The organism is Streptomyces sp. NPDC059787 (genome assembly GCF_042732315.1).
In the GTDB taxonomy this organism is placed as follows: Bacteria; Actinomycetota; Actinomycetes; order Streptomycetales; family Streptomycetaceae; genus Streptomyces; species Streptomyces atrovirens.
In genome coordinates this window covers 1-20,772 of sequence record NZ_JBHWHX010000050.1, presented here as the reverse complement: position 1 = coordinate 20,772, position 20,772 = coordinate 1, and the positions used below count along the sequence as shown (strand labels likewise).

Below are 20,772 nucleotides of genomic sequence, written 5' to 3'. Positions count from 1 at the left end.
TCAACGGCAAGAAGAACACGGGAGTAACAACATGAACCGCAGTGAGCTGGTGGCCGCGCTGGCCGACCGCGCCGAGGTGACCCGCAAGGACGCCGACGCCGTGCTGGCCGCGTTCGCCGAGGTCGTCGGCGACATCGTCTCCAAGGGCGACGAGAAGGTCACCGTCCCCGGCTTCCTGACCTTCGAGCGCACCCACCGGGCCGCGCGCACCGCGCGCAACCCGCAGACCGGTGAGCCGATTCAGATTCCGGCGGGGTACAGCGTGAAGGTGTCGGCGGGCTCGAAGCTGAAGGAAGCCGCCAAGGGCAAGTAAGGGCGCGTAAGCGCCGTTCAGGTTCGGCGCCGTGGGCGACTGCCGGCAGTCTGTGGCTGATCGCGCAGTTCCCCGCGCCCCTTCAGGGCGCTTGCACATACGCCGATGGGGCGGTCACCCGTTGTGGGTGACCGCCCCATCGGCGTATGTGTGACGGCTTGTGCTGTCCCAGGGCCTTGCCGGGGAGTTCGGCCTTCGCGCCCAGCTCCATGAGCTTCTCCATGCCGTGTCTTCCCGGGGGACGACCCCCGGACCCCCGGCCGGGGCGGTGTCGCCGGGGCCGGGGCGGCGTGGTGGGCGGGGTCAGCCGAGGGCCTTGCCGGGGAGTTCGACCTTCGCGCCCAGCTCCATGAGCTTCTCCATGAAGTTCTCGTAGCCGCGGTTGATCAGGCCGATGCCGTGGACGCGGGAGGTGCCCTGGGCGGCGAGGGCGGCGATGAGGTAGGAGAAGCCGCCGCGCAGGTCGGGGATGACGAGGTCCGCGCCCTGGAGCTTCGTCGGGCCCGACACGACCGCCGAGTGGAGGAAGTTGCGCTGGCCGAAGCGGCAGTCGGAGCCGCCCAGGCACTCGCGGTAGAGCTGGATGTGCGCGCCCATCTGGTTGAGCGCGGAGGTGAAGCCCAGCCGGGACTCGTAGACCGTCTCGTGGACGATGGACAGGCCCGTCGCCTGGGTCAGCGCGACCACCAGCGGCTGCTGCCAGTCCGTCTGGAAGCCCGGGTGCACGTCCGTCTCCAGCGCGATGGACTTCAACTGCCCGCCGGGGTGCCAGAAGCGGATGCCCTCGTCGTCGATCTCGAAGGCGCCGCCGACCTTCCGGAAGGTGTTCAGGAACGTCATCATCGAGCGCTGCTGGGCGCCGCGGACGTAGACGTTGCCCTCGGTCGCCAGCGCCGCGGACGCCCAGGAGGCGGCCTCCAGGCGGTCGGGCAGGGCACGGTGGGTGTAGCCGCCGAGCTTGTCCACACCGGTGATGCGGATGGTCCGGTCGGTGTCCATCGCGATGATGGCGCCCATCTTCTGCAGGACGCAGATCAGGTCCTCGATCTCCGGCTCCACCGCCGCGTTGGACAGCACGGTGACGCCCTCCGCGAGGACCGCCGTCAGCAGCACCTGCTCGGTCGCGCCGACCGAGGGGTACGGCAGCCGGATCTTGGTGCCGCGCAGCCGCTGCGGGGCCTCCAGGTACTGGCCGTCCGCCCGCTTCTCGATCGTCGCGCCGAACTGCCGCAGCACGTCGAAGTGGAAGTCGATGGGCCGGCCGCCGATGTCGCAGCCGCCAAGCCCCGGGATGAACGCGTGCCCGAGCCGGTGCAGCAGCGGGCCGCAGAACAGGATCGGGATCCGCGAGGACCCGGCGTGGGCATCGATGTCAGCGACGTTGGCGCTCTCCACGCGCGTGGGGTCGAGCACCAGTTCGCCGGGCTCCTCGCCCGGACGGACCGTCACGCCGTGCAGTTGCAGCAGACCCCTTACGACCCGGACGTCACGGATGTCAGGGACGTTGCCCAGGCGGCTCGGTGCGCTGCCCAGCAGCGCGGCGACCATGGCCTTCGGTACGAGGTTCTTCGCACCGCGGACACGGATCTCGCCCTCCAGCGGGGTTCCGCCGTGGACAAGCAGTACGTCATCGACGTCGTTGACGGTCATGAATCTCGCGTTCCGTGGGGAGTGGGGCAGGGGCCAGAAGGGAAAGGGTAATCGCCCTCGACCCCCCTTCCGTAAGCCCGAGGAGGGCCCTGGGACGTCATGGGTCTGTCACAACACGGAGGGTTCTCCGCCGGGTACACGGGGTCACCGTCCCCGTCGTGCGCCGGGTGTGCTCCGGTCCGCCCTGAGCTGCGTTCACTCCCGTACCCCGTTGCCTCCCCACGCGGGAGCGAGATGCGGGATCATGTCTGGCATGACCGAGGTGTCCTCGCTCACAGGGCGGCTGCTCGTGGCCACTCCCGCCCTGGCGGACCCGAACTTCGACCGCGCGGTGGTGCTCCTCCTCGACCACGACGAGGAGGGTTCCCTCGGTGTCGTCCTCAACCGTCCGACGCCGGTGGACGTGGGCGACATCCTGGAGGGCTGGGCGGACCTGGCCGGCGAACCGGGTGTCGTCTTCCAGGGCGGTCCGGTGTCGCTGGACTCGGCCCTCGGTGTCGCCGTCGTCCCCGGCGGTACGGCCGCGGAGGCCGCGCCGCTGGGCTGGCGCCGGGTGCACGGCGCGATCGGGCTGGTCGACCTGGAGGCCCCGCCGGAGCTGCTCGCCTCCGTCCTCGGCTCGCTGCGCATCTTCGCCGGATACGCCGGCTGGGGCCCCGGCCAGCTGGAGGACGAACTGGTGGACGGCGCCTGGTACGTCGTGGAGTCGGAGCCCGGGGACGTCTCCTCCCCGGCCCCGGAGCGGCTCTGGCGCGAGGTGCTGCGCCGCCAGCGCAGCGAGCTGGCGATGGTGGCCACGTATCCGGACGACCCTTCGCTCAACTGATGCGTGCCGGCTTCAGTACCCTTGGCAGTTATGAGCACTCTTGAGCCCGAGCGCGGGACTGGTACGGGGACCCTCGTCGAGCCGACGCCGCAGACCTCCCACGGCGACGGTGACCACGAGCGCTTCGCCCACTACGTCCAGAAGGACAAGATCATGGCGAGCGCCCTCGACGGGACCCCCGTCGTGGCGCTGTGCGGCAAGGTGTGGGTGCCCGGCCGCGACCCGAAGAAGTACCCGGTGTGTCCCATGTGCAAGGAGATCTACGAGTCCATGGGTGCCGGCGGCGACGACAAGGGCAAGGGCGACAAGTAGTCCGTTCCTCCCTCCGTCGGTCCGATCCTTCCAGGGCCTCCGGGGTGCGCTTTGCGTGCCCTGGGGGCCTTTGTGCTGTCCGCGCGTTGCGCAGGGCGCTTCCGCCGGTCACGGAGTGGTTGAGACCTCTTGTGGCGCGGTTCACCCAGTCCCTAACCTCCGGTGTGTTGTGCACAGCGAAACCGCCATTGCATATTTTGCAACGCGCTCGGAGGAGCAACTCCATGAAGCTGTCCGCCCGCCTGGTCGCCGCCGCGGCCGTCCTCGCCACCGCCGCCTGCGCGCCCCAGACCTCCGGCACCTCCTCCTCCGACAAGGACGAGAAGACCGGCACCCTGCGCGTCTGGCTCTTCCAGGAGGTCAACAACAAGCCCAAGGAACAGGCCGTCGACTCCGTCCTCGCCGCGTTCGAGAAGGCGCACGAGGACACCGACGTCACCGTCGAGTACATCCCCGTCGAGACCCGCGCCCAGCGCATCAAGGCCGCCTTCAACGACCCGGAGTCCGCTCCCGACCTCATCGAGTACGGCAACACCGACACCGCCGGCTATGTGAAGGACGGCGGACTCGCCGACATCACCGAGGAGTTCGGGGCCTGGGACGAGGCCAAGGACACCGACCCGACCGCCAGGCAGTCGGTCACCGTCGACGGCAAGGTCTACGGAGCCCCGTACTTCGTCGGCGTCCGCGCGCTCTACTACCGCACCGACGTCTTCGACGAACTCGGCCTCGACGTCCCGAAGACCCAGGCCGAACTGATCTCCACCGCGAAGGAGATCCACACCGCCAGACCCGAGATGTACGGCATCGCGGTGGGCGGCGCCTACACCTACGGCGCGATGCCCTTCATCTGGGCCCACGGCGGCGAACTCGCCACCGGCAAGGAGGGCTCGTACGCCTCCGCCATCGACAGCGCCGAGTCCCGCGAGGGCATCGAGGCGTACACCTCCCTCTTCGGCGACGACAACTGCCCGGCCGCCAAGTGCGCCGGGATGGGCGGCAACGACACGGTGACCGCCTTCGCCTCGGGCAAGGCGGCCATGGCGATCGGCGGCGACTTCAGCCACGCGGCCGTCGAGGCCGGGAAGGCCAAGGGCAAGTACGCCGTCGTGCCGCTGCCGGGGGTGGAGGCCGGGTCCATCGCCCCCGCGTTCGCCGGCGGGAACAACCTCGGCGTGCTGAAGTCCACGTCGCACCGGACCCTCGCCGTCGACCTGATGAAGCGGCTCGCGTCGAAGGAGGCGCAGGGTGCGCTCTTCGAGGGCATGGGGTTCCTGCCCACCTTCTCCGACGTGCGGGAGCAGGTGGCCGCGAAGGAGGCCTTCGTGAAGCCGTTCGTGGAGACGCTGGGTGCGGAGACGAAGTTCGTGCCGGCTTCTCCGGCATGGGCGCGGATCGATTCGTCGTTGGTGCTGCCGACGATGTTCCAGGAGGTCGTGAGCGGTAAGAAGAGCGTGGGTGCGGCCTCGGCGGACGCGGCGAAGAAGATGAACGAGGCGTTCGGATCCGTCGGATGACGGTGCCCGACAGCTCGCGGGGCGCGGATCGTCTGCGGCTGCCGGTGGTCGGTGGCTTGTCGCGCCCACGCGGCGGTAGCCGCAAATCTGGTACAGCCCCGCGTCCCTTGCGGGGGCGTTCCACCGCGCCCTGGTTGTATCTGGCGCCGGCGTTGGTCGTTCTCGGGGGGCTGCTGGCCTACCCCGTCTACCAGCTCGGGTTGATTTCGCTCTTCCACTACACCCAGGCGCAGGTCAGTGGTGGTGAACCCACCACCTTCGAAGGGTTCGGGAACTATGCCGAGCTCTTTGCCGATGAGCAGTTCTGGCAGGTGCTGCTGGCCACCGTGGTGTTCGCGGGGGCCTGTGTGGTGTGCACGCTGGCTGTGGGGTGTGCGCTCGCCGTGCTGCTGACGCGGGTGCGGGCCGTGCCGCGGCTGGCGTTGATGCTGGCCGCGCTCGGCGCGTGGGCGACACCGGCGATCACCGGGTCCACGGTCTGGCTGTTCCTCTTCGACGCCGACTTCGGGCCGGTCAACCGGGTGCTGGGGCTCGGCGACCACTCGTGGACGTACGGGCGGTTCAGCGCCTTCTTCCTCGTCCTGCTCGAAGTGGTCTGGTGCTCCTTCCCGTTCGTGATGGTGACGGTCTACGCCGGGATCCGCGCCGTACCCTCCGAGGTGCTGGAGGCCGCCTCCCTGGACGGGGCCTCGCAGTGGCGGATCTGGCGCTCGGTGCTCGCACCGATGCTCCGGCCGATCCTGGTCGTCGTCACCATCCAGTCGGTCATCTGGGACTTCAAGGTCTTCACCCAGATCTACGTCATGACGGGCGGCGGGGGCATCGCCGGCCAGAACCTGGTCCTGAACGTCTACGCCTACCAGCAGGCGTTCGCGTCCTCGCAGTACAGCCTCGGCGCGGCGATCGGCGTGGTGATGCTGCTGATCCTGCTCGCCGTGACGCTGGTGTACCTGCGACTGCTGCGCCGCCAGGGGGAGGAACTGTGAGCCTTGTGAGCCGGGACGGGAAACCCCGGGTGAATCTTGTGCGCCGGTTCGTACGGCGTCCGGGGCGGCTGGCGGCCGAGTCGGCGGCGCTGCTGACCGCCGCCGTGGTGGCCTTCCCGCTGTACTGGATGGTGCTGAGCGCCTTCAAACCCGCCGGGGAGATCGAGTCGACCGAGCCGCGGCCCTGGACGCTCGCGCCCACGCTGGACTCGTTCCGGCGGGTGTTCGGGCAGCAGGAATTCGGCCGGTACTTCCTCAACAGCGTCGTCGTCGCTCTCGCCGTGGTGATCGCCTCCGCGCTGATCGCCTTTCTCGCCGCGACCGCCGTGACGCGATTCCGGTTCCGGCTGCGGACCACCTTGCTGATCATGTTTCTGGTGGCCCAGATGGTGCCCGTGGAGGCGCTGACCATCCCGTTGTTCTTCGTCATGCGGGACTTCGGGCAGTTGAACACGCTGTGGTCGCTGATCCTGCCGCACATCGCGTTCTCCCTGCCCTTCGCGATCTGGATGCTGCGGGGGTTCGTGAAGGCCGTTCCGGAGGCGCTGGAGGAGGCCGCCTGCATCGACGGGGCGAGCCGCGCCCGCTTTCTCTGGCAGATCCTTTTCCCGCTCGTCCTGCCGGGCCTGGTGGCCACCAGCGTGTTTTCGTTCATCTCCACCTGGAACGACTTCCTGTTCGCCAAGTCGTTCATCATCAGCGACATCTCGCAGTCGACCCTGCCGATGGCGCTGCTGGTCTTCTACAAACCCGACGATCCGGACTGGGGCGGGGTCATGGCGGCATCCACGGTGATGACGATTCCGGTACTGGTCTTCTTCGTACTCGTACAGCGACGTCTGGTCTCCGGACTGGGCGGCGCGGTAAAGGACTGATGTGGCTGACATCCCTGATACGGCTGACACGACCGACGTGACCTCATCGACGACGGACCTCGTCCCCGCGCCCCGGGCCGTGGAGGGGCCGATGCGCTGCGGTGTCGAACTGACCTCCGCCACCACGCTGTGGGCCGGGCCCGGTACGGAAACCACGGAACGCTGGCTGCGCTCCGCACTCGGACCCGCCCTGGGGCTGCCGCTGCGGCCGGGCCCCGAGGACGCCCGCGACAGCCTGCGGCTGCGCGTCGACGACGCGCTCGAACCCGAGGCCTACCGCCTCGCCGTCGTCACCGGCCGGGGCATCGAGATCACCGGCGGCAGCGCCGCCGGTGTCTTCTGGGGCGCCCAGACCCTGCGCCAGCTGCTCGGACCGGACGCCTTCCGCAAGGCGCCCGTGCGGCCCGGCATCACCCGTGGAATCCCGCACCAGATCGTCGACGACGCGCCCCGCTTCCGCTGGCGCGGACTGATGCTCGACGTGGCCCGGCACTTCATGCCCAAGGAAGGCGTGCTGCGCTATCTCGATCTGATGGCGGCGCACAAACTCAACGTCCTCCACTTTCATCTGACGGACGACCAGGGCTGGCGCATCGAGATCCAGCGGTATCCGAAGCTCACCGAGATCGGCTCCTGGCGGGCCCGGACGAAAATCGGACACCGCGCGTCACCGCTGTGGGACGACAGGCCGCACGGCGGTCACTACACCCGGGACGACATCCGCGAGATCGTCGCCTACGCCGCCGAGCGGCATATCAGCGTCGTCCCGGAAATCGACGTACCCGGCCACTCGCAGGCCGCCGTCGCCGCGTATCCGGAACTCGGCAACTCCGATGTCATCGACACCGCCTCCCTGACCGTCTGGGACACCTGGGGGATCAATCCGAACGTACTCGCCCCCACTGACAACACCCTGCGGTTCTACGAAGGGGTGCTCGAGGAAGTCCTGGAACTGTTCCCCGCGGACGCCGGCCCGTTCTCGCCGTTCGTGCACATCGGCGGCGACGAATGCCTCAAGGACCAGTGGTGCGCGTCGGACACCGCGCAGAAACAGATCGGCAACCTCGGACTGCCGGACGAGGACGCGCTCCAGTCCTGGTTCATCGGACACTTCGACAAGTGGCTCGCCGCGCGGGGGCGGCGGCTGATCGGCTGGGACGAGATCCTGGAGGGCGGCCTGGCACCGGGCGCCGCGGTGTCGTCCTGGCGCGGCTACTCCGGCGGGGTCGCCGCCGCCCGCGCGGGGCACGACGTGGTCATGTGCCCCCAGCAGTACGTGTACCTGGACTACCGTCAGGACGCGGGCCCCGACGAGCCGGTGCCGATCGGGTACGTGCGCACCCTGGAGGACGTCTACCGGTTCGAGCCCGTGCCGTCGGAGCTGACGGGCGAGGAGGCCGCGCGGGTGCTCGGCACCCAGGCCAACGTGTGGACCGAGGTGATGGAGGACCAGGGGCGTGTCGACTACCAGACGTTCCCCCGGCTCGCCGCGCTCTCCGAGGTCGCCTGGAGCGATCTGCCCGCCCCCGCCGACCGGGACTTCGCCGGCTTCGAACGGCGGATGACCGCCCACTACCGGCGCCTGGACGCCCTGGGGGTCGCCTACCGGCCGCCCACCGGACCGCTGCCCTGGCAGCGGCGTCCGGGAGTCCTGGGGCGCCCGATCGACGGCCCGCCGCCGCACCAGTAGCCCACCCGTTCCGGGTTCCCGGCGCGGGGCGGCCCGCCCGGCGCCGGGAACCCGAACGGGGTGCGCGCACCCGTTCGCCCCGTGTCGAACAGGTCATGCGAAACGGGTACAGAAGTCACCGAAGGGTGCCGATACGAAGCGCATCGGTGATGTGGGGCGAAATCGACCACGTCCGGGGTGAGGTGGGCGAATGCCTCCTAGCGGACCCCCGTCCTCGGCACCTGCCAAGATGTGCCAGAGTTGCCACGTCCGCCCTGTCAGGCCGTACCGTACGGCAGCACAGGTGGGACCAGGTGGGGCAGCGGGAAGGGGCAGCCGGACTTGAGCACGCACGCACCGCAGGCGGCGCAGGCCGTGACGCTGCCCACGACACTCGACGAGGCCGTGGCGGCCCTCACGGCGATGCCCGCCGCCGTGCCCGTCGCGGGCGGCACCGACCTGATGGCCGCCGTCAACTCCGGGCAGCTCAGGCCCGCCGCGCTGGTCGGCCTCGGCAGGATCAGCGAGATCCGCGGCTGGCAGTACCTGGACGGACACGCGCTGCTCGGCGCCGGTCTCACCCACGCGCGCATGGGCCGCCCCGACTTCGCCGCCCTCATCCCGGCGCTCGCCGCCTCCGCGCGCGCGGCCGGACCGCCGCACATCCGCAACGCGGGCACCCTGGGCGGCAACATCGCCTCCGCCGCCCCCACCGGGGACGCGCTGCCGGTGCTGGCCGCGCTGGAGGCGACGCTGATCATCGCGGGCCCGGGCGGAGTCCGCCGCGAACTCCCGGTGTCGCACCTGCTGGCCGGGATGGACCTGCTGCGTCCCGGTGAACTCATCGGCTACGTGCGCGTGCCGCTGCTGCACGCACCCCAGGTCTTCCTGAAGGCGACCGGCCGCACCGGCCCCGGCCGCGCGGCCGCCTCCGTCGCCCTGGTGCTCGACCCGGCCCGCCGCGGGGTGCGCTGCGCGGTGGGCGCCATAGCTCCGATGCCGCTGCGGCCCCTGGACGCCGAGCAGTGGGTCGCGCAGCTCATCGACTGGGACAACAACCGCGCGATCGTGCCCGAGGCACTGAACGCGTTCGGGGAGTACGTCGCCGCGGCCTGCATCCCCGACGCCGCCCCCGGCGAGGACGGCACCGTCCCACCGCTTCCGCCCGCGGTACTGCACCTGCGGCGCACCGTCGCCGCGCTGGCCCGACGAGCACTGGGGAGGGCGCTGTCGTGACCGACGACCAGCACGGACAGGGCACGCCCCCGGGCGGCAGCCGCTGGGACCCGCTGCCCCAGGGCGACTACGACGACGGCGCCACGGCCTTCGTGAATCTCCCCGAGGGCGGCATCGACGCCCTGCTGGACGCCATGGAGAGCCCGCTCGCCGCGCCCGGCCACGGCTATGTGCCGCCGCAGATCACGGTCGACCCGGCGATCACCGCGGGCACCGACCCGGCCGTCACCGGCTCCTGGGGAGTGCCCGGCGCGCCCGTCGACGGCGCCCAGTGGCACGACCCGCAGACCCCCGAGGCGGGTGCGGCACCGGGGGACCGGTTCACGTACGACCCCGGTGCGACCGGGCAGTGGACCTACGAGGAGCAGGTCCCGGAGAACCCGGCGCCGGGGTACGACGTCACCGGCCAGTGGTCGATCCCCGTGGCCGACGGCGACCTGCCGGACGAGTCGGGCGAGTTCACCACGTCCGCCCTGGTCGAGCAGTGGGGCGGCACCCCGCCGGCCACCCTGCCGGGCGGCGCCCCCGCCCCCTGGGCGCACACGGAGGCCATCGGACGCCCGTGGGGACCCGGCGTACCCGGCGTCCCGCAGGACGAGGACCAGGAGCCGCGGGGCGCCGAACACGCCCCCGCGCGGGACCGGCAGGAACCCGCCCCCCGGCCCCGCACCGACGGCCCCGCACCCCAGCAGCCGCCCGGCGCGGTCGCGTACGGCGGCCGGCCCCTGCCCGCCGCCGAACCACTCCCGTACGCCGAGCCCGGCAACCGGGACGAGGCTCCCGCCGGCCAGGACGTGTACGGCGGGACGCCGGCCCAGGGCACGCCCGTGCAGCCCGTCGGCGAGCACGTGCCGGGGCGGCCGGACGCCGACCCCGAGCACGCGCCGGGGCGGCCCGGAGCGGGCCCCGCAGGCCAGGACGTGTACGGCGGGACGCCGGCCCAGGGCACGCCCGTGCAGCCCGTCGGCGAGCACGCGCCGGGGCGGCCGGACGCCGACCCCGAGCACGCGCCGGGGCGGCCCGGAGCAGGTGCCGCTCAGGGGCGGCCGGATGCCGGCCCCGTGCCGGAGGCCCCGGGCATGTCCGCTCACGCCGCGGAGTTCCACGGCGAGCCCGGCGGCCAGGACGACGGTCCCGCGCCTCGGCAGCCGTCCGGGCACGCCGGGGCCCGGCCGACCGGTGTTCCTCAGCCGTTCGCCGCCGAGGGGTACGCGGAGCCGCAGTGGCAGTCCGAGGCGGAGGCCGCCGAGGGTGCCTCGGCCGGACTCCGGGAGCATCCCCACCCCGGCGGCCAGGACGCCCCGGTGCCCGCTTCCGGGGCCGGTGAGGCCGCCGAGGACACCCACGGGGCTCCCGAGGCCGCCGAGGGCCTGGCGGAGCCCTCCGGGGCCCCCGCCGAGCCCGCTCCGGACGCGGAACCGGCGACAGGACCCGCCGACGCCGGGTCCCCGGACACCGACACGGCACCCGGCGCCTCGGACACCCCGGACGCTCCGGACGACCGGGGCGAGCCGGTCGCACCGCACGACGACCACCCCCTCGCCTCCTACGTGCTCCGCGTCAACGGCACCGACCGGCCCGTCACCGACGCCTGGATCGGCGAGTCGCTGCTCTACGTGCTGCGCGAGCGGCTCGGCCTCGCCGGGGCCAAGGACGGCTGCTCCCAGGGCGAGTGCGGGGCCTGCAACGTGCAGGTCGACGGCCGGCTCGTGGCGTCCTGCCTGGTCCCGGCCGCCACCGCGGCCGGCAGCGAGGTCCGCACCGTCGAGGGCCTGGCGCAGGACGGCCGGCCCTCGGACGTGCAGCGGGCGCTCGCGCGGTGCGGCGCCGTGCAGTGCGGCTTCTGCGTGCCGGGCATGGCGATGACCGTGCACGACCTCCTGGAGGGCAACCCGGCGCCCACCGAGCTGGAGACCCGCCAGGCCCTGTGCGGCAACCTGTGCCGCTGCTCCGGCTACCGGGGCGTGGTGAACGCCGTCCAGGAGGTCGTCGCCGAACGCGAGGCGTACGCCGCGTCCGACGGCGACGACTCCGACGGCGAGGCGGAACCGCCCCGCATCCCGCACCAGGCGGGCCCCGGCGCCGGCGGCGTCAACCCCGCCGCGTTCGGCACCCCCGGACCCGATGAGCAGCCCCATGACCAGCCGTACGGCGAGGACGGAGGCCAGGCGTGACCGACGAAGCAGCCACCGCGCAGGCCGTACGGGCCGCGGAGGCCGCCCCCGAGCCGGAACCGCTCCCGCACGGGCTCGGCGTCTCCCTCCCGGCCGCCGACGCCCGCGCCAAGACCGAGGGCACCTTCCCGTACGCCGCCGACCTGTGGGCCGAGGGCCTGCTGTGGGCGGCCGTACTGCGCTCGCCGCACCCGCACGCGCGCATCGTGTCCATCGACACCACCCACGCGCGTGAGATGCCCGGCGTCCGCGCGGTGGTCACGCACGAGGACGTACCCGGCGACCCGCTGCACGGCCGCGGCACGGCCGACCGCCCGGTCTTCGCCTCCGAGGTCGTACGCCACCACGGCGAGCCCATCGCGGCCGTCGCCGCCGACCACCCCGACACCGCGCGGATGGCCGCCGCCGCCGTCATCGTCGAGTACGAGGTGCTCGACCCGGTGACCGACCCCGAGCAGGCGTTCGAGGCCGAGCCGCTGCACCCCGACGGCAACCTGATCCGGCACATCCCGCTGCGCCACGGCGACCCCGACGCGGCCGGCGACGTCGTCGTCGAGGGCCTGTACCGCATCGGCCGCCAGGACCCCGCCCCCATCGGTGCCGAGGCCGGTCTCGCCGTGCCCCGCCCGGACGGCGGCGTGGAGCTGTACCTGGCCTCCACCGACCCGCACGGCGACCGGGACACCGCCGCCGCCACGTTCGGCCTGGCACCCGATCAGGTGAAGGTCGTCGTCACCGGGGTGCCCGGCGCCACCGCCGACCGCGAGGACCGCAGCTTCCAGCTCCCGCTCGGCCTGCTGGCGCTGAAGACCGGCTTCCCGGTGAAACTCGCCGCCACGCGCGAGGAGTCCTTCCTCGGCCACACCCACCGCCACCCCACGCTGCTGCGCTACCGCCACCACGCCGACGCCGAGGGCAGGCTGGTGAAGGTCGAGGCGCAGATCCTGCTCGACGCGGGCGCCTACGCCGACACCTCCTCCGAGGCCCTCGCCGCCGCCGTCGCCTTCGCCTGCGGCCCGTACGTCGTGCCCAACGCCTTCATCGAGGGCTGGGCCGTACGCACCAACAACCCCCCCTCCGGCCATGTGCGCGGCGAGGGCGCCATGCAGGTGTGCGCCGCCTACGAGGCGCAGATGGACAAGCTGGCCAAGAAGCTCGGCGTCGACCCGGCGGAGCTGCGGCTGCGCAACGTGATGGCCACCGGCGACGTGCTGCCCACCGGCCAGACGGTGACCTGCCCGGCCCCGGTCGCGGAACTCCTGGAGGCGGTACGGGACTTCCCGCTGCCGCCGCTGCCCAAGGACACCCCCGAGGACGAGTGGCTGCTGCCCGGCGGCCCCGAGGGCGCGGGCGAGCCGGGCGCGGTGCGCCGGGGCGTGGGCTACGGCCTGGGCATGGTCCACATGCTCGGCGCGGAGGGCACGGACGAGGTGTCCACGGCCACCGTGCGGGTCCAGGGCGGCGTGGCGACGGTGCTGTGCGCGGCCGTGGAGAGCGGCCAGGGCTTCTCGACGCTGGCCCGGCAGATCGTCCAGGAGACCCTCGGCATCGACGAGGTGCACGTGGTGCCCGTCGACACCGACCAGCCCCCGGCCGGCCCCGGCTGCCGGGGCCGGCACACGTGGGTGTCGGGCGGCGCGGTGGAGCGCGCGGCGAAGATGGTCCGCACCCAGCTCCTCCAGCCCCTCGCGCACAAGTTCGGCATGTCCACCGAGCTGCTCCAGATCACCGACGGCAAGATCACCTCGTACGACGGCGTGCTCTCCACGACCGTGACCGAGGAGCTGCACGGCAAGGAGCTGTGGGCCACCGCCCAGTGCCGTCCGCACCCGACGGAGCCGCTGGACGCCTCCGGCCAGGGCGACGCCTTCGTCGGCATGGCCTTCTGCGCGATCCGCGCGGTGGTCGACGTCGACATCGAACTCGGCTCGGTACGGGTCGTGGAGCTGGCGGTCGCCCAGGACGTGGGCCGGGTGCTGAACCCGGCGCAGCTGGCCGCCCGGATCGAGGCGGGCGTGACCCAGGGCCTGGGCGCCGCGCTCACCGAGAACCTGCGCACGCCGCGCGGGCTGGTCCGCCACCCCGACCTGACCGGGTACGCCCTGCCGACGGCGCTGGACGCGCCGGACATCCACATCGTGAAGCTGGTCGAGGAGCGGGACGTGGTCGCGCCGTTCGGCGCGAAGGCGGTCAGCGCGGTGCCGGTGGTGACCTCGCCGGCGGCGATCGCCTCCGCCGTGCGGGCCGCCACGGGCCGCCCGGTGAACCGGCTGCCGATCCGGCCGCAGGCCGCGGTGGTGACGACCGGGGGCTGAGCGTCGGTCCGGGTGATTCCCGCGGGGAGGCAACGCGAACGGTTGCTCAGGCGTCCTGTGTGATGGGGGCGTCGCGTTCGCCGCCCTCGGTCCGGGGCGTTGTCAGTGGTGCCGCGTAGTGTTCCGAGCAGTGGGGGACGGCTGACGGGTCCGGAAGGACCAGGGCCGTCCTGCCCGGGGCGGGACGTTCGCGGGCCCGGGACCGAGCACACGTATCGCGGGGGAATCATGAGCACGACCGACACCGTTGTCGCGACGGCGATCACACTCACCGGCGCCGACCTCGATCCCTTCATCACGCACGCGTCCACGCGCGACTGGCTGACCGGTCCCGGACTGCCCGCCGACAGCGGCCTGTTCGGCTTCGCGGAGCTGGCGCGGCCCGGCGGCCCGCGCACGGTGGGCGACTCGACGGACGGCCCCGGCGACCGGCTCTCCGCGGAGCTGCGGGACCAGCTGGTCATCGGCGGGCTGCTGGGCCCGGCCGGTCCGGAGACGGAGTCGGTGCTGCTCGACGGGGCGACCGGCGAGGTGTCCACGACGTTCTTCTTCCACGACCGCCCCGACCTGATGGACCGCCGCCCGCTCGCCCCGTCCCTGCCGACGCTGGTGCGGTTCGCGGCGGCGACGGACGAGCTGGCGGGGCTGCGCGGCCAGTTCGCCGCCTACGCGGGCCGGTACGGCACCAAGGCGGTCGCGGAGGCCTCCCGGCAGCTGCTGGCGGTCTTCGAGGAGGGCACGGACGGCGAGCCGGCGCCGTTCTGGAAGATGGCCGCGCTGATCAGGCCGCTGGCCCTGGTGGCGGGCCCCGGCACGGCCTCGGGCCTCGCCCTGGACCTCCCCCTCCGCCTGCTGGACGACGAGTTCGGCCGGGGCGGAGTGGTCCGCTTCGAGGAGGTCGACTTCCCCGCGACGCTCACGCACGAGCCGACCCGCCGCTTCCTGCGCGAGACGGGTCTGCCGGAGGACGGCTTCCTCTTCCAGCTGGACACCGACCTGCCGCTGCGCACCCTCGCGGAGTACTACACCGACGAACGCGAACTCCCCGACGCCCACCTCCCCGCCCGCGCCGAGCACCTGATACGCCTGGGGTACCTGATCGAGGACAACAGCCTGGTCGTCGACGGCACCACGGGCGCGGTGCTCAACTGGAGCGAACCGGACGGTGTCCTCCACCCGCTGAACACGGACGTCTCCACCCTCGCCTTCACCCTCTGGCTGCTCCACCGCGAGCACGCCATCGACGAGGCGTCGGGCCACGCGCTGACCAGCGACACGTACGACCAACTGGCGTTGACCATGTTGCAGGTGTTGTCGTCCATCGACCCTACGGGTACGACGCCCGATGCGGACTGGCATTACTGGACGGAGCTGTTCCAGGACGAGGCAGGGGGTGTGTTGTAGAGCTCCGCTCGGGGCGGTCGTTGGCCGACTGCGGCGCCGTCGCGGTTGGTCGCGCCCGCGCGGCGGAGCCGCATATCCGATACAGCCCCGCGCCCCTTTGGGGCGCTGACGCGGATGGGCGGGGTGCTCTGGAGAGCACCCCGCCCTGTGTGGAGGCCGTGGCGGGAATTGAACCCGCGTACCTCGCTTTGCAGGCGAGTCCCTGGGCCACTCGGGCACACGGCCGTGTCGGGGGCGAAGCACCGTGCGGTGCCTCGCCGTTCCGAACCGGTGTGACGACCGTACGGCGGGCCGGAGACGGCGCTCAAGGGCATGCCGGGGGCCGCAATACGACTGCCACACGCCGTTCATGAACGGGCGGGCCCGGTCCTACGACCAAGGTCCCGGTGCCGGCCCCGACCCCCGACAGGGGTCAAACCGGGCCGTGGCCCTTACTCTGGCGGTCATGACCGCCCCGAACCCGCGTGACACCGATGTCACCGAGCCCGCCGCCGCCCCCTCCCCGGCCGCCGCCCCCGACGAGACCGTGCTGAGCGGCCCCTACCGGGCGCTGAGCATCGGTGTCGTCTCCGTGGTGCTGCTGATCGCCTTCGAGGCGACGGCGGTGGGCACGGCGATGCCGGTGGCGGCGCGGGAGCTGGACGGGGTGCCGCTGTACGCGTTCGCGTTCTCGGGGTACTTCACGACCAGCCTGTTCGGCATGGTGCTGTCCGGCCAGTGGTCCGACCGGCGTGGCCCGCTCGCGCCGCTGGCCTGGGGCATCGCCTCCTTCGCGGCCGGACTGCTGCTCGCCGGGACGGCCGGGGCGATGTGGCTGTTCATCCTGGGGCGGGCCGTGCAGGGACTCGGCGGCGGACTGGTGATCGTCGCGCTGTACGTCATCGTCGGGCGGGCCTACCCGGAGCGGCTGCGGCCGGCGATCATGGCGGCGTTCGCGGCGAGCTGGGTGGTGCCGTCGATCGTCGGCCCGCTGGCCTCCGGCGCGGTGACGGAGCACATCGGCTGGCGCTGGGTGTTCCTCGGCATCCCGGTTCTCGTGGTGTTCCCGCTGGCGCTCGCGCTGCCGCAGATACGGCGCCTGGCGTCCGGCCCGGTGAACGGGGACGCGGACGCACCGGCCTCCTTCGACGGCCGCCGCATCCGCCTGGCCCTGGCGATCTCCCTCGGAGCGGGCCTGCTCCAGTACGCCGCCCAGGACCTGCGCTGGGTGTCGCTGCTGCCGGGCGCGCTGGGCGTCGCCCTGCTGGTCCCGGCCGTGCTCGGCCTGCTCCCGCGCGGCACCTACCGCGCGGCGCGCGGACTGCCCTCGGTCGTCCTCCTGCGCGGAGTCGCCGCCGGCTCCTTCATCGCGGCGGAGTCCTTCGTCCCGCTGATGCTGGTCACCCAGCGCGGCCTCAGCCCGACCCTCGCCGGCTTCTCCCTCGCGGCGGGCGGCGGAACCTGGGCGCTGGGCTCCTGGTTCCAGTCCCGGCCCCGCCTGGAGCCGTACCGGGAGCGCCTGATGGCCCTCGGCATGGTGCTGGTGGCGGCGGCGATCGCGGCGGCCCCCAGCGTGCTGGTCGAGGCCGTACCGGCCTGGACGGTCGCGGTCGCCTGGGCCTTCGGCTGCTTCGGCATGGGCCTGGTGATCTCCTCCACCAGCGTCCTGCTGCTCCAGCTCTCCGCCCCCGAGGAGGCCGGCACCAACTCCGCCGCCCTCCAGATCTCCGACGGCCTCTCCAACGTCATCCTGCTGGCCGCGGGAGGAGCCGCCTTCGCGGCCCTGGGCGGCGGCACGGTCAGCCACGCGGCGACGGAGGCCACCGGCTCCCACCCGGCCGCCTTCGCGGCGGTGTTCCTGCCGATGGCGGCGGTGGCGCTGGCGGGGGCGTGGGTGGCTACGCGGGTGCGGGAGCGTTGATCCGCAAACCGGTCGTCATCGGCTGATCGCAGAAAGTAGTCTTCCGTCATGTCCGAACTGGTTCTCCGCCTCGGCCCCGACGTGCACCGAGCTCTCCACGACCTCGCGGACGCGCAGGACCGCGCCCCGGAGGAGGTCGCGCGGGAAGCGCTGCGCCGCCACCTGCACGAAGAGGGCGGGCTGGTGCGTGCCGTTGCCGAGCGCATCGCGCGGGAGCACGCCGAGCTGCTGAGGAGGCTCGGCGAATGACCCGGCACCTCACCGTCGACGAGGTCACGGCCATCGCCGAGGTCGCCTTCGGCGGGCAGCCGCCCGAGACCCGGGCGCCGGGGCTGTTGGCCTCGGCCGTGCACCGCCCGCGCGCCCGGATGTTCGGCACCACGGCGTACGAGGACCTGCACGAGCAGGCCGCGGCGCTCCTCCACGCCATCGCGACGAACCACCCGTTCGTCGACGGCAACAAACGCACTGCCTGGTTGTCCACCGCCACCTTCCTCGCGGTGAACGGCGTCGACCTCGCCGGCGTGGACCAGGAAGCGGCGTACACGCTGGTCGTCGACGTGGCCTCCGGGAAGACGAGCGATGTGAGGGAGATCGCGGAGCGGCTGGGGCGGTTGTGATGTGGGTCCCACCCTCGGGTTGTGCGGCCCCGTAGCGGCGTCGACAGCTCCGGGCCATCGGTAGGGTGGCCCGGTTGTCATACGCAGACGTGCCGCCCGACCCACCCCGGAGATCGTGACTACCACCGCCAGCTCCGCGTCCCACTCGCACCACCTGTCCCCGGCCTTCCCCGGACGTGCCCCCTGGGGTACCGCCGGCAAGCTGCGCGCCTGGCAGCAGGGGGCGATGGAGAAGTACATCCAGGCGCAGCCCCGGGACTTCCTGGCGGTCGCCACGCCCGGCGCCGGCAAGACGACGTTCGCGCTGACGCTGGCGTCCTGGCTGCTGCACCACCACGTCGTGCAGCAGGTGACCGTCGTCGCGCCCACCGAGCACCTGAAGAAGCAGTGGGCCGAGGCCGCCGCGCGGATAGGCATCAAGCTCGACCCGGAGTACAGCGCGGGCCCGCTCGGCAAGGAGTACGACGGTGTCGCCGTGACGTACGCCGGTGTCGGCGTGCGCCCCATGCTGCACCGCAACCGCGTCGAGCAGCGCAAGACCCTGGTCATCCTCGACGAGATCCACCACGCCGGTGACTCCAAGTCCTGGGGCGAGGCCTGCCTGGAGGCGTTCGAGCCGGCCACGCGGCGGCTCGCGCTCACCGGTACGCCGTTCCGCTCCGACACCAACCCCATCCCCTTCGTGACGTACGAGGAGGGCGACGACGGCATCCGGCGCTCGTCCGCCGACTACACCTACGGGTACGGCTCCGCCCTCGCCGACAACGTCGTCCGTCCGGTCATCTTCATGTCGTACAGCGGCAACATGCGCTGGCGCACCAAGGCCGGCGACGAGATCGCCGCCCGCCTCGGCGAGCCCATGACCAAGGATGCCGTCAGCCAGGCCTGGCGCACCGCGCTGGACCCGCGCGGCGAGTGGATGCCGGCCGTGCTGCGCGCCGCCGACCAGCGCCTCACCGAGGTCCGCAAGGCCATCCCGGACGCCGGCGCCCTCGTCATCGCCGCCGACCAGGACTCCGCGCGGGCGTACGCCAAGCTGATCCGCGAGATCACCGGCAGCAAGGCCACCGTCGTCCTGTCCGACGACACCGGCGCGTCGAAGAACATCGACACGTTCAGCGCCGGCACCGACCGCTGGATGGTCGCCGTCCGCATGGTGTCCGAGGGCGTCGACGTCCCGCGCCTCGCGGTCGGCGTGTACGCCACCACCATCTCCACCCCGCTGTTCTTCGCCCAGGCCGTCGGCCGTTTCGTACGGTCCCGGCGGCGCGGCGAGACCGCGTCCGTCTTCCTGCCGACCATCCCGGACCTGCTCGGTTTCGCCAACGAGATGGAGCGCGAGCGCGACCACGTCCTCGACAAGCCCAAGAAGGAGGGCGAGGAGGACCCGTACGCCGAATCCGAGAAGGAGATGGAGGAGGCGAACCGGGAGCAGGACGAGGACACCGGCGAGCAGGACATGCTGCCCTTCGAGGCGCTGGAGTCCGACGCCGTCTTCGACCGGGTGATGTACAACGGCGCCGAGTTCGGCATGCAGGCCCACCCCGGCAGCGAGGAGGAGCAGGACTACCTCGGCATCCCCGGACTCCTCGAACCCGACCAGGTGCAGCTGCTGCTCCAGAAGCGGCAGGCCCGGCAGATCGCGCACAGCCGCAAGAAGCCGGACAGCGAGGCCGACCTGATCGAACTGCCCGCCGAGCGGCGGCCCGTGGTCTCCCACAAGGAGATGATGGAGCTGCGCAAGCGGCTCAACAACCTCGTCGGCGCGTACGTCCACCAGAGCGGCAAACCGCACGGCGTGATCCACACCGAGCTGCGCCGGACCTGCGGCGGCCCGCCCTCGGCGGAGGCCACGGCGGGACAGCTGCGCCAGCGGATCGAAAAGGTGCAGGAGTGGGCCACGCGCATGCGGTGACACTGCGTGTACGTATGAGGACAAACGGCACCACTTCCCTGTGAGAGTGCCCGGATTCTGGACGGAGCCTTCCGCTGACCGAACCGGCTCGCTACTGTCCCGCTACGCACACGCCCCGTGGCAGCGCCGCCGCGGAGCGCAGCCGTGAAGCGACTGTGCCCGGGTCACGGCCGGGCCGCCGGCCGATCGGCGGCCTCTGAAGCGCGTGACCGACGGGACTCGGTGACGCATCTGCCGCGAGGGGGCCGTCGACCTCACCACTAAGGAGTGGGCGTCGTGACCGCGGAGACCTCTCAGACGCTCGACAGGGGACTGCGTGTCCTCAAGCTGCTGGCCGATACGGACCACGGGCTGACCGTCACCGAGCTTTCCCACAAACTGGGCGTGAACCGGACTGTTGTCTACCGGTTGCTCGCCACGCTGGAGCAGCACGCTCTCGTACGCCGTGATCTGGGCGGACGGGCCCGGGTCGGGCTGGGTGTGCTGAGGCTGGGCCGACAGGTGCACCCACTGGTGCGGGAGGCGGCGATGCCGGCCCTGCGGTCGCTGGCGGAGGACATCGGCGCGACCGCGCACCTGACGCTGGTCGACGGCGCGGAGGCGTTGGCGGTGGCCGTGGTGGAGCCGTCGTGGACGGACTACCACGTGGCGTACCGGGCCGGCTTCCGGCATCCGCTGGACCGGGGGGCCGCGGGCAAGGCGATCCTCGCCGCCCGGCAGCGGGCGGCGGACGAGCCGGGGTACACGCTGACGCACGGGGAACTGGAGGCGGGCGCGTGCGGGGCGGCCGCGCCGCTGCTGGGGGTGACGGGGGTCGAGGGCAGCGTGGGCGTGGTGATGCTGGCGGAGGTCGTCCCGGAACGGGTCGGCACGCGGGTGATGGACGCGGCCCGGGAGGTCGCGGAGGCCTTGCGCTGAGCCTCCGCCTCTCGCGCCGCGTGCCTCCGCCCTCCGCGCCGCGTGCCCGTGCCTCCGCCCTCCGCGCCGCGTGCCCGTGCCTCCGCCCTCCGCGCCGCGTGCCCGTGCCTCCGCCCTCCGCGCCGCGTGCCCGTGCCTCCGC

Annotated in this window: 17 protein-coding genes and 1 tRNA gene; 16 read left to right on the top strand and 2 right to left on the bottom strand. The window is 72.5% G+C overall.

Annotated features, from left to right (window positions below):
* Positions 1-31 precede the first annotated feature (31 nt).
* Positions 32-313 carry an HU family DNA-binding protein gene (locus tag ACFV5H_RS31955; RefSeq protein WP_004987462.1) on the top strand — a complete coding sequence of 94 codons (282 nt, stop codon included), beginning with the start codon at positions 32-34 and terminating at the stop codon, positions 311-313.
* Between the two features lie 303 nt (positions 314-616).
* Here ACFV5H_RS31955 and murA read toward each other — a convergent pair whose 3' ends face one another.
* The gene (gene murA, locus ACFV5H_RS31950; RefSeq protein ID WP_385056788.1) at positions 617-1,963 is read right to left on the bottom strand and encodes a UDP-N-acetylglucosamine 1-carboxyvinyltransferase; all 1,347 of its coding nucleotides are present in this window, start codon (positions 1,961-1,963) and stop codon (positions 617-619) included.
* A 253-nt stretch (positions 1,964-2,216) separates the two neighbouring features.
* On the opposite strand from murA, the gene ACFV5H_RS31945 reads away from it, so the two are divergent.
* From ACFV5H_RS31945 to ACFV5H_RS31900, 10 genes are all read left to right on the top strand, one after another.
* Positions 2,217-2,789 (top strand): YqgE/AlgH family protein, encoded by a 573-nt coding sequence (locus tag ACFV5H_RS31945; protein WP_385198383.1) that lies wholly within the window; start codon positions 2,217-2,219, stop codon positions 2,787-2,789.
* Between the two features lie 30 nt (positions 2,790-2,819).
* Positions 2,820-3,101: a DUF3039 domain-containing protein gene (locus tag ACFV5H_RS31940; RefSeq protein WP_073931595.1), complete on the top strand. Its 282-nt coding sequence runs from the start codon at positions 2,820-2,822 to the stop codon at positions 3,099-3,101.
* Positions 3,102-3,325: 224 nt separating this feature from the next.
* The gene (locus ACFV5H_RS31935) at positions 3,326-4,618 is read left to right on the top strand and encodes an extracellular solute-binding protein (protein WP_385056781.1); all 1,293 of its coding nucleotides are present in this window, start codon (positions 3,326-3,328) and stop codon (positions 4,616-4,618) included.
* Positions 4,615-5,604 (top strand): carbohydrate ABC transporter permease, encoded by a 990-nt coding sequence (locus tag ACFV5H_RS31930; protein ID WP_385056779.1) that lies wholly within the window; start codon positions 4,615-4,617, stop codon positions 5,602-5,604. Before ACFV5H_RS31935 ends, ACFV5H_RS31930 begins: the two co-directional genes overlap by 4 nt.
* Positions 5,605-5,633: 29 nt before the next feature.
* Positions 5,634-6,479 (top strand): carbohydrate ABC transporter permease, encoded by an 846-nt coding sequence (locus tag ACFV5H_RS31925; RefSeq protein ID WP_385056776.1) that lies wholly within the window; start codon positions 5,634-5,636, stop codon positions 6,477-6,479.
* 37 nt (positions 6,480-6,516) lie between these two features.
* Complete coding sequence (locus ACFV5H_RS31920) at positions 6,517-8,169, top strand: beta-N-acetylhexosaminidase (RefSeq protein WP_385198381.1); 1,653 nt, start codon at positions 6,517-6,519, stop codon at positions 8,167-8,169.
* Between the two features lie 321 nt (positions 8,170-8,490).
* Positions 8,491-9,384 carry an FAD binding domain-containing protein gene (locus ACFV5H_RS31915; protein WP_385056770.1) on the top strand — a complete coding sequence of 298 codons (894 nt, stop codon included), beginning with the start codon at positions 8,491-8,493 and terminating at the stop codon, positions 9,382-9,384.
* Positions 9,381-11,558: a 2Fe-2S iron-sulfur cluster-binding protein gene (locus tag ACFV5H_RS31910; protein ID WP_385198379.1), complete on the top strand. Its 2,178-nt coding sequence runs from the start codon at positions 9,381-9,383 to the stop codon at positions 11,556-11,558. The genes ACFV5H_RS31915 and ACFV5H_RS31910 overlap by 4 nt, the downstream gene beginning before the upstream one ends.
* On the top strand, positions 11,555-13,873 hold the full coding sequence (locus tag ACFV5H_RS31905) for a xanthine dehydrogenase family protein molybdopterin-binding subunit (RefSeq protein ID WP_385053008.1): 2,319 nt from the start codon (positions 11,555-11,557) through the stop codon (positions 13,871-13,873). Before ACFV5H_RS31910 ends, ACFV5H_RS31905 begins: the two co-directional genes overlap by 4 nt.
* 228 nt (positions 13,874-14,101) lie before the next feature.
* Positions 14,102-15,277 (top strand): SUKH-4 family immunity protein, encoded by a 1,176-nt coding sequence (locus ACFV5H_RS31900; RefSeq protein WP_385198377.1) that lies wholly within the window; start codon positions 14,102-14,104, stop codon positions 15,275-15,277.
* 150 nt (positions 15,278-15,427) lie between these two features.
* On the opposite strand, the gene ACFV5H_RS31895 is transcribed toward ACFV5H_RS31900, so the two are convergent.
* Positions 15,428-15,502 (bottom strand) — tRNA-Cys (locus ACFV5H_RS31895).
* 220 nt (positions 15,503-15,722) lie between these two features.
* Here ACFV5H_RS31895 and ACFV5H_RS31890 point away from each other — a divergent pair.
* From ACFV5H_RS31890 to ACFV5H_RS31870, 5 genes are all read left to right on the top strand, one after another.
* Positions 15,723-17,177, top strand: coding sequence for an MFS transporter (locus tag ACFV5H_RS31890; protein ID WP_385053014.1), 1,455 nt, complete (start codon positions 15,723-15,725; stop codon positions 17,175-17,177).
* Positions 17,178-17,225: 48 nt separating this feature from the next.
* Positions 17,226-17,426: a hypothetical protein gene (locus ACFV5H_RS31885; RefSeq protein WP_385053016.1), complete on the top strand. Its 201-nt coding sequence runs from the start codon at positions 17,226-17,228 to the stop codon at positions 17,424-17,426.
* A complete protein-coding gene (locus ACFV5H_RS31880) occupies positions 17,423-17,797 on the top strand; it encodes a type II toxin-antitoxin system death-on-curing family toxin (RefSeq protein ID WP_385053019.1) in 375 nt (124 codons plus the stop codon). Before ACFV5H_RS31885 ends, ACFV5H_RS31880 begins: the two co-directional genes overlap by 4 nt.
* 115 nt (positions 17,798-17,912) lie before the next feature.
* Positions 17,913-19,712: a DEAD/DEAH box helicase gene (locus ACFV5H_RS31875; RefSeq protein ID WP_385053022.1), complete on the top strand. Its 1,800-nt coding sequence runs from the start codon at positions 17,913-17,915 to the stop codon at positions 19,710-19,712.
* A 276-nt stretch (positions 19,713-19,988) separates the two neighbouring features.
* The gene (locus ACFV5H_RS31870) at positions 19,989-20,630 is read left to right on the top strand and encodes an IclR family transcriptional regulator (RefSeq protein ID WP_073931606.1); all 642 of its coding nucleotides are present in this window, start codon (positions 19,989-19,991) and stop codon (positions 20,628-20,630) included.
* Positions 20,631-20,772: the final 142 nt, after the last annotated feature.

Coding starts and splice junctions, on each gene's coding strand:
- ACFV5H_RS31940 (WP_073931595.1), top strand. CDS start 2,820: ATGAGCACTCTTGAGCCCGAGCGCGGGACTGGTACGGGGACCCTCGTC.
- ACFV5H_RS31945 (WP_385198383.1), top strand. CDS start 2,217: ATGACCGAGGTGTCCTCGCTCACAGGGCGGCTGCTCGTGGCCACTCCC.
- ACFV5H_RS31930 (WP_385056779.1), top strand. CDS start 4,615: ATGACGGTGCCCGACAGCTCGCGGGGCGCGGATCGTCTGCGGCTGCCG.
- ACFV5H_RS31885 (WP_385053016.1), top strand. CDS start 17,226: ATGTCCGAACTGGTTCTCCGCCTCGGCCCCGACGTGCACCGAGCTCTC.
- ACFV5H_RS31935 (WP_385056781.1), top strand. CDS start 3,326: ATGAAGCTGTCCGCCCGCCTGGTCGCCGCCGCGGCCGTCCTCGCCACC.
- ACFV5H_RS31955 (WP_004987462.1), top strand. CDS start 32: ATGAACCGCAGTGAGCTGGTGGCCGCGCTGGCCGACCGCGCCGAGGTG.
- ACFV5H_RS31900 (WP_385198377.1), top strand. CDS start 14,102: ATGAGCACGACCGACACCGTTGTCGCGACGGCGATCACACTCACCGGC.
- ACFV5H_RS31880 (WP_385053019.1), top strand. CDS start 17,423: ATGACCCGGCACCTCACCGTCGACGAGGTCACGGCCATCGCCGAGGTC.
- murA (WP_385056788.1), bottom strand. CDS start 1,963: ATGACCGTCAACGACGTCGATGACGTACTGCTTGTCCACGGCGGAACC.
- ACFV5H_RS31890 (WP_385053014.1), top strand. CDS start 15,723: ATGACCGCCCCGAACCCGCGTGACACCGATGTCACCGAGCCCGCCGCC.